Source organism: Streptomyces sp. NPDC058697, assembly GCF_042715345.1.
GTDB lineage: Bacteria > Actinomycetota > Actinomycetes > Streptomycetales > Streptomycetaceae > Streptomyces > Streptomyces liliifuscus.
The window spans coordinates 997747-1009981 of the sequence record NZ_JBHXSU010000001.1 but is presented as its reverse complement, the minus strand read 5'-3'; the positions used below and the strand labels follow the sequence as shown (position 1 = coordinate 1009981).

Annotated in this window: 8 protein-coding genes and 1 riboswitch; of the genes, 5 read left to right on the top strand and 3 right to left on the bottom strand. The window is 70.8% G+C overall.

All coding sequences use genetic code 11. The features are described from left to right. Positions 1-19: 19 nt before the first annotated feature. The gene (locus tag ACFWXQ_RS04260; protein WP_383951444.1) at positions 20-817 is read right to left on the bottom strand and encodes a tyrosine-protein phosphatase; all 798 of its coding nucleotides are present in this window, start codon (positions 815-817) and stop codon (positions 20-22) included. Positions 818-986: 169 nt separating this feature from the next. Between ACFWXQ_RS04260 and ACFWXQ_RS04255 the strand changes: the two genes are divergently transcribed. From ACFWXQ_RS04255 to ACFWXQ_RS04245, 3 genes are all read left to right on the top strand, one after another. Then, positions 987-3068: an alpha-galactosidase gene (locus tag ACFWXQ_RS04255; protein ID WP_383951441.1), complete on the top strand. Its 2082-nt coding sequence runs from the start codon at positions 987-989 to the stop codon at positions 3066-3068. Positions 3069-3363: 295 nt separating this feature from the next. Beyond that, positions 3364-3528: riboswitch (cyclic di-AMP (ydaO/yuaA leader) on the top strand. 4 nt (positions 3529-3532) lie between these two features. Further along, positions 3533-4465, top strand: coding sequence for a peptidoglycan DD-metalloendopeptidase family protein (locus ACFWXQ_RS04250; protein ID WP_383951439.1), 933 nt, complete (start codon positions 3533-3535; stop codon positions 4463-4465). 299 nt (positions 4466-4764) lie between these two features. Next, a complete protein-coding gene (locus ACFWXQ_RS04245; protein ID WP_383951472.1) occupies positions 4765-5550 on the top strand; it encodes an SGNH/GDSL hydrolase family protein in 786 nt (261 codons plus the stop codon). Between the two features lie 204 nt (positions 5551-5754). On the opposite strand, the gene ACFWXQ_RS04240 is transcribed toward ACFWXQ_RS04245, so the two are convergent. Together ACFWXQ_RS04240 and ACFWXQ_RS04235 are read right to left on the bottom strand one after the other, a co-directional pair. Then, complete coding sequence (locus ACFWXQ_RS04240; RefSeq protein WP_386267469.1) at positions 5755-6375, bottom strand: TetR/AcrR family transcriptional regulator; 621 nt, start codon at positions 6373-6375, stop codon at positions 5755-5757. A 98-nt stretch (positions 6376-6473) separates the two neighbouring features. Continuing rightward, positions 6474-7664, bottom strand: a complete 1191-nt coding sequence (locus tag ACFWXQ_RS04235; protein WP_383957231.1) for a Glu/Leu/Phe/Val dehydrogenase dimerization domain-containing protein — start codon at positions 7662-7664, stop codon at positions 6474-6476. A 357-nt stretch (positions 7665-8021) separates the two neighbouring features. Between ACFWXQ_RS04235 and ACFWXQ_RS04230 the strand changes: the two genes are divergently transcribed. Beyond that, positions 8022-9224, top strand: a complete 1203-nt coding sequence (locus ACFWXQ_RS04230; RefSeq protein ID WP_386267467.1) for an MBL fold metallo-hydrolase — start codon at positions 8022-8024, stop codon at positions 9222-9224. A gap of 382 nt (positions 9225-9606) precedes the next feature. Further along, positions 9607-12168, top strand: a complete 2562-nt coding sequence (locus tag ACFWXQ_RS04225; RefSeq protein ID WP_386267466.1) for an ATP-binding protein — start codon at positions 9607-9609, stop codon at positions 12166-12168. The last annotated feature ends 67 nt before the right edge of the window (positions 12169-12235 follow it).

The following is a 12235-nucleotide window of genomic DNA, read 5'->3' as shown; positions in this document are numbered from 1 at the left end:
GTCGGTCGGCGGGAGCCGGTCAGTCGAGGAACCGCTCCCGCAGGCGCTCCCGGATCTCGGGGGTCACGCCCAGGCCCTGCTCCAGATACGCGTCCACGCCGCCCCACTTCTCCTCGATCGTGTCGAACGCCGCCTCCAGGTACTCGGCGCGCGCGTCGAAGAGGGGGCTGAGCAGCTCCATCACCTCGGGGGAGTACGCCGAGGCGGAGGACTTGCTGCGGTGCACCTTGTAGCGGCGGTGCGTCGCGTTCGACTCCAGGTAGTCCGCGACGATGGCCTCGCGCTCGACGCCGAGGGCGAGGAGCGTCACGGCGATGGAGATGCCGGCGCGGTCCTTGCCCGCCGCGCAGTGCATCAGGGCGGGGACGCTGTCCTCGGCCATCGAGTGCAGCACCTGGCGGTGCTCGGCCGTGCGCTCCTTGATTATCGCGCGGTAGGAACCGATCATCCGGTCCGCCGCCTTGCCGTCCCCGAGGATCGAGCGCAGCTGGTCCAGATCGCCGTCGCGGACCATCGTCCAGAACTCCGCGCCGTGCGCCGGGTCGGTCAGCGGAAGGTTCACGTTCCGCACGCCGGGCAGCTCGATGTCCGGACCCTCCAGCTTCTGGTCGGCGGCATTGCGGAAGTCGAAGATCGTGTGCAGGCCCAGGGACGCGAGGAACTCGGCGTCCGACTCCGTCGCATGCGCGAGATGGCCGCTGCGGAACAGCCGTCCGTACGCCACCCGTCGGCCGTCCACCGTCGGCAGGCCGCCCACATCACGGAAGTTGCGCACTCCAGCCAGCTCGGGCTCGGTCGACGGGACCTGCTGCGTCACGGGGGCTCCTCCCATTCGGCTGCCGACGCGGCTCGTCGACGAAGTGCGTTCTCGACGATACGACATCGATTCGTACGCCAATGAGTTGTCCACAGGCGTTGCCGGGGAGGTACGCGGCACATAATGATGTTGATGATTGAGCGTGCCTGTTCGGATCTGTGAGGGTTTGATGTTGGAGATCGGCGAAGACGGTCGTACGTGGCTTCTTTCGGGCCCGGCGAGCAGTTATGCCCTGCGGCTCGGCGAGGACGACGCGCTGCTGCATCTGCACTGGGGTCCGCGTATCGCGCTCGCCGACGCCGAGGCACTCGCCGCCGGCCCGGGACCGGAGTACTGGGCCTTCGAGGCCACCCTCGACGGGCACGAGGAGTATCCGGTGGAGGGCGGCCCCCGTTTCGTACGGCCCGCCCTCTCCGTGCGGACGGACGAGCGGCGCGGCACGGAATGGCGCTTCGAGACGTACGAGGCGGACGGTGACGAGCTGCGGCTGCGGTTCTCCGACTCCGGGCTCGGGATCACGCTGCACTACCGGATGCGGGCCGGGACCGACGTCGTCGAGCGGTGGGTGACCCTCGCCAACGAAGGGCCCGCACTGGAGGTGCTGCGCGCCGACTCCGCGGCCTGGACGCTGCCGCAGCGCGACGGCTGGCGGCTGTCCCAGCTGCACGGGCGGTGGGCGGCGGAGTCCCGGCTCGTACGCTCCGAACTCACCTACGGTGAGAAGGTCATCGGCAGCCGCCGCGGGCACACCTCGCACCAGCACCTGCCCTGGGTCGCCCTGGACGCCGACGGAGCGGCCACCGAGGAGCGGGGCGAGGTCTACGGCTGCGCCCTCGCCTGGTCGGGCACCTGGCGGATCGCCGTGGCCCAACTCCCGGACGCGCGCGTGCAGATCACCGGCGGGGTCGGGTACGACGACTCGGGGCTGCTGCGGCTGGAGCCGGGGGAGAGCTTCGTCACACCCGTCTTCGCGGGGCTGTGGAGCGACGGCGGATTCGGCGGCGCGAGCCGCGCCTGGCACGCCTACCAGCACGCGTACGTGATCCCGGACGCGGACCAGCACCGACCGGTGCTCTACAACTCCTGGGAGGCCACGGAGTTCGACATCTCCGAGGAGCAGCAGGGCGTGCTGGCGCGGCGGGCCGCCGAGATGGGGGTCGAGCTGTTCGTGGTCGACGACGGCTGGTTCGGGGCGCGCACCAGCGACCGGGCCGGGCTCGGCGACTGGACGCCCAACCCCGACCGCTTCCCGGCCGGCCTCAAGCCCCTCGCCGACGAGGTGCACGCGCTGGGGATGCAGTTCGGGATCTGGGTCGAGCCCGAAATGGTCAATCCGGACAGCGAGCTGTACCGCGCGCACCCCGACTGGGTGCAGTTCCAACCGGGACGAAAGAGGACGGAGCTACGCAATCAGCTCGTTCTGAACCTCGCCCGCGAGGACGTCCAGGAGTACCTGTGGGAGCAGCTCGACACGCTGCTCTCCAGCGCGCCGATCGACTATGTGAAGTGGGACTTCAACCGCTGCTTCACGGATGCGGGATGGCCCGGCGAGGCCTACCCGCAGCGGCTCTGGGTGGACCATGTGCACGCCCTGTACCGCCTCCTGGACCGGCTGCGGGAGGCCCACCCGGGCGTCGCCTTCGAGTCCTGCTCGGGCGGCGGCGGCCGTATCGACCTGGGGATCATGGCGCGTACGGACCAGGTGTGGACCTCGGACAACACCGACCCGCTCGACCGGCTCGCCATCCAGCACGGTTTCAGCCAGGTGCATCCCGCGCGGACCATGGCCGCCTGGGTCACCGACAGCCCGAACACCCAGCTCAACGGCCGGGTCAGCTCGTTGCGCTTCCGCTTCGTGAGCGCGATGGCCGGAGTGCTCGGTGTCGGCGGCGACCTGACCCGGTGGAGCGACGAGGAGCTGGCCGAGGCGCGGACGTGGGTGGAGCTCTACAAGGAGATCCGGCCCGTCGTGCAGGGCGGGGACCTCTACCGGCTGCGGGCGCCGGAGGGTGGCCTGAGCGCCGTGCAGTACACGCGTGACGGCGAGGTCGTCGTCCTCGCGTGGCTCCAGGCCCAGCACTACGGCGAGCCGGTCGCTCCGGTGCGGCTGCGCGGACTCGACCCGGCAGCGGCGTACGAATGCCTCGAAACGGGCGAAGTCCACCGCGGGGCGGTGCTGTTGCATCACGGGTTGCGGACGGGGCTGCACGGTGACCTTGATGCGGCAGTTTTCCGGCTGCGTCGCATGTGACTGTTGTGTCCGTAATGGAGCCTTAAATCCAACTCGCTCTGGAATAAAGGCTCCTGGAACGGCACTCCGTGAGCAGCGTCATATTCGTGACGGTCCGCTGTTGCCATGTTCACGTAATTCAGCTGCGTTTTCAGGGATTTAACAAACGGGGGAGATCCCTGCTTTACGCAGCGTGACCGTCATTTCGGTCAGGGATCAAGAGAACGGGGCACACAGGAAACCCCAAAGGTTGTTACTGCGTCTTCATGTCGCTTACGTTCGCCACCAATCCGGACGGACGCCCAATCCTGCCGCCGCCCGGAATCCGCTCACCCACCCGTACACGGCAGGAGCGGGGGACCCACAGGTAGAACGCCTGTTCCGGTCTCCGGAACGGCTAGGGGTTAAGTCGTGCGCAAACACGGCCGGGCATCTCCAGCTCGCACCCGACAGCTCACCTCGCAGGCGCCGGAGAGGAATTCGCCATGCCCGCGAAGGGTAAGCACCGCCGTCCCAAGTCCCAGCGTTTCACCCGCTCCATAGCCGTCGCCGGAACCGGCGGCGCGGCGCTCGCCCTTCCGCTGCTCGGCGCGACCGGAGCGCAGGCCGCGACTTCGCAGTCCGCCGCCGATTCCGTGGCGAGCGTCTCGAATGTCGCGAGCAAGGCCGCCGAATCGGCGCCCGCCGCCGCCGACAAGAAGGCCGAGGCGAAGAAGGCCGCGGCCAAGACCTATTCCGTGCGAGCGGGCGACTCCCTGTCGAAGATCGCCGGCACGCAGAACGTCAGCGGTGGCTGGAAGAAGCTGTACGAGGACAACCGCAAGGCGATCGGCGGTGACCCGGCGCTCATCCACCCGGGCCTGAAGCTCTCGATCGGCAAGGCCGCCGCCACTTCGAGCTCCGACTCCGGCGCCTCCAAGGCCACCCAGTCCTCCGCGAAGAAGGCGGCCCCCAAGGCTGCCGCTCCCAAGGCTGCCGCCGCTCCCAAGGCCGCGGACGACGCCGGTGCCGCCGGCTTCACGCTGCCGGTCGCGGGCGCGAGCGTCGGCACCCCGTACAAGATGTCGGGCAGCATGTGGTCCAGCGGGTACCACACCGGCGTCGACTTCGTGGTCCCGACCGGCACGTCCCTCAAGTCCGTCGGCGCGGGCACGGTCGTCTCGGCCGGCTGGGGCGGCGCGTACGGCAACCAGGTCGTCATCCAGCTCGAAGACGGCCGCTATGCCCAGTACGCCCACCTGTCCTCCCTCTCCGTCTCGGCCGGACAGGCCGTGACCGGGGGCCAGCAGGTCGGCCTCTCCGGCGCGACGGGCAACGTCACCGGCCCGCACCTGCACTTCGAGATCCGCACCACCCCGGACTACGGCTCGGACGTGGACCCGCTGGCCTACCTGCGCGGCAAGGGCGTCTCCATCTGACCCGACGCCGGGCACGCCCACGCGGCGTACCACTCCGCTCGTCTCCGAAGGCCGGACCCTGTGATCCCCGGGGTCCGGCCTTCGGTGTTTCGGTTCTGTGGCATGGCCGGGCGATGTGTCGACAGGGTGCGAGAGCTGCGACAACATCCCTGATCGAGCGCCTTATTCCGGGATTGACCAACACTTGACGAGTGGCTTATCTCACCGCGCGTCAACCCCTTCCTACGGTCGCGTAGCTCACACCCGAAGGTGAATCATGGCCCGATGTGGCAGACGATTCGAAGAATGACAACAGATCAGTGATCGGGTCGTACGTGGCGGTGGGGGACAGCTTCACCGAGGGCGTCGGCGACCTTGGCCCGGACGGGGCGTTCGTCGGCTGGGCCGACCGGTTCGCGGTGCTTCTCGCGGACCGCCGGCCCGAGGGCGACTTCGACTACACCAACCTCGCCGTCCGCGGGAAACTCCTCGACCAGATCGTCGAGGACCAGTTGACGCGCGCGAAGCAACTCGCGCCCGACCTGGTCTCCTTCTGCGCGGGCGGCAACGACATCATCCGGCCGGGCACCGATCCCGACGAGGTCGCGGAGCGCTTCGAGCGCGCCGTCGCGGACCTCACGTCGGCCGTCGGCACGGTCCTCGTGACCACCGGCTTCGACACCCGTGGCGTACCCGTGCTCAAGCACATGCGCGGCAAGATCGCCACGTACAACCTCCATATCCGGTCCATCGCCGACCGGTACGGCTGTCCCGTGCTCGACCTGTGGTCCCTCAAGACCATCCAGGACCGGCGGGCCTGGGACGGCGACCGGCTCCATCTGTCGCCCGAGGGACACACGCGGGTCGCCCTGCGCGCCGGCCAGGTCCTCGGCCTGGAAGTGCCCGCGGATCCCGACCAGCCGTGGCCCCCGCTGCCGCCGCGCGGCACGCTCGAAATGCGGCGCGACAACATCCACTGGGCGCGCGAGTACCTGGTCCCGTGGATCGGGCGGCGACTGCGCGGGGAGTCCTCCGGGGACCGCGTGGTGGCGAAGGGGAGCTTGTCGCCCGGCGACATCAAGATGCGGATCGAGCCGGTGGCTTGAAGGTCCGAGGGCTTAAGGGCCTTCGGTGGCGGGCCGCGGTTCCACCGACGGTCTCGACCGGTGGCCCGAATGTCCGTGGAGGAGTGGGGCTTCCCTGACGGGTGACGTCGGGGGAGCCCCGCCGCTTCTTTGTGGGTGAGGCCGAACCGTCTCGCGGCCGGGTGATCGCGGGGAAGCCCCCTTGCCCCTCGGCGGTACGCCGTCTCAGGCGCCCGGAGTCGTCAGCGCCGCGCGTTCCAGGCCCAGCTCCCGGGCCAGTGCCTCGTCCACCCACTCCTGGGTGCGGGCGCGTGACACCGCGCCGGGGTAGGCCGTCATCTGGACGGCGAGTCCGTCCAGCAGGGCGGTCAGGCGCAGCGCCGTACTCGTGGGGTCCGGGCAGTGGAACTCGCCGGAGGCCACGCCCTCCGCGATGACCTCGGTGATAGCGGCCTTCCACTGCCGGTCGAGGTCACGCGTGACGTCCCGGAGCGCGGGCTCGCGCAGCGCCACCGCCCAGCCCTCGATCCACAGCCGCCAGCCCTTGGCCTGCCCGGTCGGCGCGTACCAGCGGACCGCCGCGCGCAGCCGCCGCAGCGCGGTCGTCCGGCGGCCGAGCAGCTTGCGCAGATGGGCGAGATCGTCCTCGGCGGCGTACGTGAACGCGGCGGCGACCAGTTTCTCCTTGGTCGAGAAGTGATAGAGCACCAGCGCGTTGCTCACCCCGAGAGAGGTCGCCACATCGGCGATCCGCACCGCGGACACGCCCCGCTCCTCGATCTGCTGGATGGCGGCCCGCAGCAGTTCCTCACGCCGCTCCGCCACGCTCAACCGCACTCTTGCCACCGGGCAACCCTATTGCGTCGCCCCGGGGCGTGCCGGTGGAGGGTCGGTTACCGGCCGCGGCCGGGCCGTCACCGATCCCGCCGGCCGTGCCCACGGCGTCAGCGGTACCAGCCGAACCGCTCCGCGATCACCGGCAGCCGGTCCGCGACGATCGCGTGCGCGGCCGCCCGGGGGGTCGTCCCGTCGGCTTCCGCGCGCGCGAGCGTCTGGTCGATCAGGGCACGCATCGAGCGCCGTGTGTACGCGAACGCCTCGTCCGCGTCGGCCCCGATGTCGCCGAACAGCGTCCACCACCACCAGGCGTTGGTCCCGGAGTTGACCACGACGTCCGGCAGGACGGTGACACCGCGGCCTGCGAGCAGCTGCTCAGCGCCCGGCAGGACGGGCATGTTGGCGGCCTCGACGATCCAACGGGCCGTGATCCGCCCCTGGTTGGTGGCGTCGATCGCGTACGAGACCGCCGCCGGCACCAGTACGTCGGCATCGGCGGACAGCCAGGCGTCGCCGGGCAGTTCGCGGTCGCCCGGACGCAGCACCGCGCGGTCGATCGTCCCGTACGTGTCCCTGGCGGCGAGCAGCGCGTCGACGTCCAGCCCTCCGGGGTTGGCGATCGTGCCCTTCACGTCGGCGACGGCCACGATCCTGAGCCCCGCGCGCGTGAGGAAGCGGGCCGTGGCCCCGCCCATCGTGCCCAGGCCCTGCACAGCGACCCGGGTCCCCTCGTACGCCACTCCGGCCCGGTCCAGGGCCGCGAGGACCGACTCGGCCACCCCGCAGCCGCCGACCAGCTCGTCGAGGCCGATGCCGTCCACCTCGACCGCGAACGCGTCCGCCAGCCGCCGCCGGGCCGCCGCCTCGTCGTCGAGCAGCGGATACACGGCCTGGATCGACGACACGAGACCCGCCTCCGCCGCGGCCCGGTCGACGAGGTCCTGGGTGAGGCCGAGATCCTCCCCGGTGGTCCAGAGGCTCTCGATGTACGGGCGCATGGCTCGCAGATAGCGCACGAGCAGGCCGTACGCCTCCGGAGCCTGGGGATCGCAGTCGATGCCGCCCTTGGCGCCGCCCAGCGGCACGTAGCGGCCCTCGGGGTTGTAGTGCAGGGCCTCCTTCATGGTCATTCCACGGGCGAGCCCGGCGACCTCGTCCAGCGTGCAGCCCGCCCGCATGCGCAGCCCGCCGCTGGAGACACCGCGTACCAGCCGGTCAACGACCAGGTGCCCCTGGCGGCCGGTGACGTGGTCGGTCCAGGTGAGCGTCATCAACGGGCTGCTGTCCTGGGCGGTCATGGGGCTCCTCGGGAACGGGGATCTGGGAAACGGGGATCTGGGAAACGGGGAATCGGGGAACAACAAGCGGGATCAGGGGAACAAGGTGACAGGTTCGGAGCGTTTGACCGGCGTGAGGCCGGGAGCGCAGTGTGCCCCGGCGCTGGTACCGGCTCGCCTTTACTGAATGGTCGGTCAGTATCGAAAGTGCTGCATGTATCTGTCAACACACTGAATGGATCTTCAGTAGAACGTGATCTCGTACTCGATGGATCCCGCCATGGCCCGCGCGGAAACCGCTCTGCCACACGCCCGACCCGGCGCTGTCAGAGGCGGCGACCATAATGGAAAGTCAGACCGACTCCACCTGGAGGTGCCGTGACCGGTTCCCGTTCCCTGAGCTCCGGGCTCCGTGCGCTGCGGCCCGCCGCGTTCGGCGCGGATCCGAGCGGTGAGCGCATGGAGCGCATCCGCAGATCGCCGAACTACGCGGACGGCGTCTTCCGGAATCCCGAGGGCGCACCCCGGCCCGACGGCGCCATGCTCGAGTTCGCGCGGTCGTTCTTCCGCAAGGAGGAGCGTGTCCGCCGCGCCCCTGCGGGCACGGTGCCGGTGCATGCCACGACCCTCGCCGACCTGGCCAGGCCACCGGCCGACGGGCTGCGGCTGACGTGGATGGGCCACTCCAGCGTCCTCGCCGAGATCGACGGGTACCGGGTGCTCTTCGACCCCGTCTGGGGTGAGCGCTGCTCCCCGTTCGCCTTCGCCGGTCCCAAGCGGCTGCACCCCGTGCCCCTCCCGCTGGAGGCGCTCGGCCCGGTGGACGTGGTCGTGATCTCGCACGACCACTACGACCACCTGGACCTGCCCACGATCAAGGCCCTGGCCGGTACGGACACGGTGTTCGCGGTGCCCCTCGGCGTCGGCGCCCACCTGGAGCACTGGGGCGTCTCCGCGGACAGGCTGCGCGAGCTCGACTGGCACGAGACGACCAAGGTCGGCGGAATCTCCCTGACCGCCACACCCGCCCGCCATTTCTGCGGCCGCGGCCTGCGCAACACGCAGCACACCCTGTGGGCCTCCTGGGCCGTGGCCGGGGACGAGCACCGGATCTATCACAGCGGCGACACGGGATACTTCGCCGGTTTCGCGGACATCGGCGCCGAGCACGGCCCCTTCGATGCCACGATGATCCAGATCGGCGCGTACAGCGAGTTCTGGCCCGACATCCACATGACGCCCGAGGAGGGCATGCGGGCCCACCTGGACCTCCAGGGCGGCCGGCCCAGCGGCGTGATGATGCCGATCCACTGGGCGACGTTCAACCTCGCGGCGCACCCCTGGGCGGAGCCCGGCGAGGGCACCGTCACCGCCGCCCGCGCGGTCGGCGCCCGGATCGCGCTGCCCCGGCCCGGAGAGCCCTTCGAGCCGACGGCGGAGACCGTCCCGTCCGAGCCCTGGTGGCGCGGTGTGGCCGTCGTCCCGGAAGGCGGCTGGCCCGCCGCCGAGGAGACGGTGCGTGACACACCGCGTGACACCAAGGAGGACACCGGAGACCCGGAGACCGTCCCCGCGGGGTGACGCAGAAGGCGCGCGGAGGCATTCGAAGGCAATCGGCGAGGGCCGAGGAGCATCCTGCTCCTCGGCCCTCGCCGATTTTTGCTGACCGCTTCTGACCAGCTCTGATCGGTTCGCTGGCGCACGGGAACGGGAGTGCGAGGGGTTTATCGGCCTGTCGTACGAACCCTCATACCAGAGCGGGACGCAGGCCGCCGGACTTTGTCAACTGCCCATCGCACATGATGCGGTGGCGACTACTGTGAGTGGCCGCTGAGCGACACAGGGCCGAATTCTCGACTCTCTCGACCGGCGCAGCGATGGCGCGTGTCCCAGTCGGCGCATGCCTCGGTCGCAGAACCCGCGGGAGCCCCCACGGCCCCGACACACCAGTACGAGGACGTCGATGTCTCACCTTCGCGCACCGGCCGCACGCGCAGACCGCCGCGAGGGCGGGCGGCACGGGCGGCCGGTCGCCCGCACCACCCCCACGCTGCCCGAGACGCACATACGGCCCCAGCTCCTCCGCCTCGCGGTCCTGCCGCCCATCGCGGTGGCCCTCAGCGCCAGCGCCGCCGTGCTCTTCATCGTCCGCTCGCCCGCCGCACGGCCCGGCGCCACCCTGTGGATCGTGCTCGGCGGCGCCGTCGCGGTCGCCCTCGCGGGCATCGTGATCGCCGCCGTGGCCGCCGACCGCGCCGCCAGGTCCGTACAGGAGCGTGTCGGCATCCTGCGCCGCACCAGCGCCCGCGGCCAGGCCGATCTGCGTGCCCTCGTCGAGACGCTGCGCCGGGGCGAGGGGCCGCCCGAGCCTCGTCCGCGCAGCCGGCCCGCCTCGGACGCCGACGAGTTCGACCTGCTGGAGGACGACCTGGCGCGCGCGCACGACGGCGCCGTGAGCGCCGTCGTCCAGGCCGCCCAGCTCTCCAGCCAGGCCGGCAGCGAGCAGAAGGTCGAGGTCTTCGTCAATCTGGCACGGCGCCTGCAGTCGCTGGTGCACCGCGAGATCTCGATCCTCGACGAGCTGGAGAACGAGATCGAGGACCCGGACCTGCTCAAGGGTCTGTTCCACGTCGACCATCTCGCCACCCGTATCCGGCGGCACGCCGAGAACCTCGCCGTGCTCGGCGGGGCCGTGTCGCGCCGGCAGTGGAGCAACCCGGTCTCCATGACCGAGGTGCTGCGTTCCGCGATCGCCGAGGTCGAGCAGTACTCGCGGGTGAAGCTCGTCCCGCCGATCGACGGCACCGTGCGCGGGCACGCCGTCGCCGACGTGATCCATCTGCTGGCCGAACTCGTCGAGAACGCCACGGTGTTCTCGGCGCCGCACACCCAAGTGCTGCTGCGCGCCAACGTGGTCACCTCCGGGCTCGCCGTCGAGGTCGAGGACCGCGGGCTCGGGATGCCGCTCGCCGAGCAGCACAAGATGAACGCGTTGCTGGCCGATCCGGATCAGGTCAACGTCGCGAGTCTGCTGCAGGACGGTCGCATCGGGCTGTTCGTGGTCTCGCAGCTCGCGCGCCGGCACGGGATCGTGGTGCGGCTGCAGACCAATATCTACGGTGGCGTACAGGCCGTACTGGTCGTGCCGCAGGCGTTGTTGGGGGCGGAGGGGGAGCGGTCGGCGGGGGGTGGGGCCGATGTGGGGGCCAGTTCAGGGGGTGGGGTTGCGGCTGGCGCTGGGGCTGGGGCTGGTTCCGGGGGTGGGTCTCCTCGGGAGGTCACGGGGGGAGGTGCGGGTGCCGGTGCCGGTACGGGTGCCGGGGCTGGGGTGTTGGGAGGGGGTGCCTCCGGGCGTGAGGGGGCGATTGGGCGTGGTGGTCCCGCACATGGGGATCCCGCACATGGTGCTCAGGCACACGCCGGTTCGGCACAAGGGGTTTCGGCGCATGGTGCTTCGGCACAGGGGGCACCGGCGCGTGGTGCTTCGGTACCCGAGGCTCCAGCACATGCCGCTCCGACTCAGGCTGCTCCGACACATGCCGCTCCGGTATACGCCGCTCCGGTACATGGGACTGCGGCACACAGCTCTTCAACACATGGGGTCGCGGTTTCCCATGGCATGTCGGCACAGGAGCCGCCGCTGAGGAGCGGGCCTCGCCACGGCACGCCGGGGCAGGACACGCCGGGCCATGGCACGCCACCACATGGCACGCCCGCACATGGGAGCCCGGTTCAGGGGACCCCGGCTCACGGGGCGCCTGCCTATGCGACACCCGCCCATGGCACTCCCGTCCACGGCGGCAGCTCGGCTCCTGCGACTCCCGCCCATGGGACGTCCGCCCAGGGCAGCCCGGCTCACGGGACTTCCGCTCATGGGACTCCCGCCCACAGCGGCCCCGCTCATGGGACTCCCGCCCACGGGACGCCGATCCCCGTGCCGGGCGTGGTTCCGGGTGCCCCCGTGGACGTACCGCGGGCGGCGTTTCACGAAGTCGCGTCGTATGCGTCCGATGACGCTCGCGGCGTGAGGGCCGCCGTGCCTGCGCAGGCGCGGCGGGAGGGGGTGCCGGGCGGGCTGTCGGTCGTGAACGGTGGTGCTCCGGCTCCGCTCCCGGTGCGCGGTGCCGAGACGCGGGCCAACCCGGCGGAGGCCGTGCCCGGTATCCGTCCCGGTGATCGGCGGTTCGTCACCGAGAACACGGTCACGCCCCCGACCCCGCGCGGCGGCGTGGTGCGCGGCACCATGAGCAAGCCGCAACTGCCCAGGCGGCGGGCCCAGGAGCACCTCGTGCCCGAGCTGCGCGACGGACCCGCACCCCGGCCGGACACCGAGCTCCACGTCGGTCACGACCCCGGTCTGATGGCGGCGTTCCAGCGCGGCATCGGGCTCGCCGAGGCCCAGTTCCGGGACTCGGCCCACATGGATGAAACGCACATAGGGGAAGCGCACCCAGCGCACGAGACGGCGCCCGCGCCAGGTCATGACCTCACCGCCCGGCACGACGGGAGCACACCAGCCGGATGAACCACGCGACCCCCACCCCCACCCACACTTCCGCTCCCGCAGACCTTCGTACTTCAAGGAGTCGATC

What these genes read in the sequence shown, in the direction of transcription:
- ACFWXQ_RS04255 (WP_383951441.1), top strand. Translation starts at nt 987, where the DNA reads ATGTTGGAGATCGGCGAAGACGGTCGTACGTGGCTTCTTTCGGGCCCG.
- ACFWXQ_RS04250 (WP_383951439.1), top strand. Translation starts at nt 3,533, where the DNA reads ATGCCCGCGAAGGGTAAGCACCGCCGTCCCAAGTCCCAGCGTTTCACC.
- ACFWXQ_RS04235 (WP_383957231.1), bottom strand. Translation starts at nt 7,664, where the DNA reads ATGACCGCCCAGGACAGCAGCCCGTTGATGACGCTCACCTGGACCGAC.
- ACFWXQ_RS04225 (WP_386267466.1), top strand. Translation starts at nt 9,607, where the DNA reads ATGTCTCACCTTCGCGCACCGGCCGCACGCGCAGACCGCCGCGAGGGC.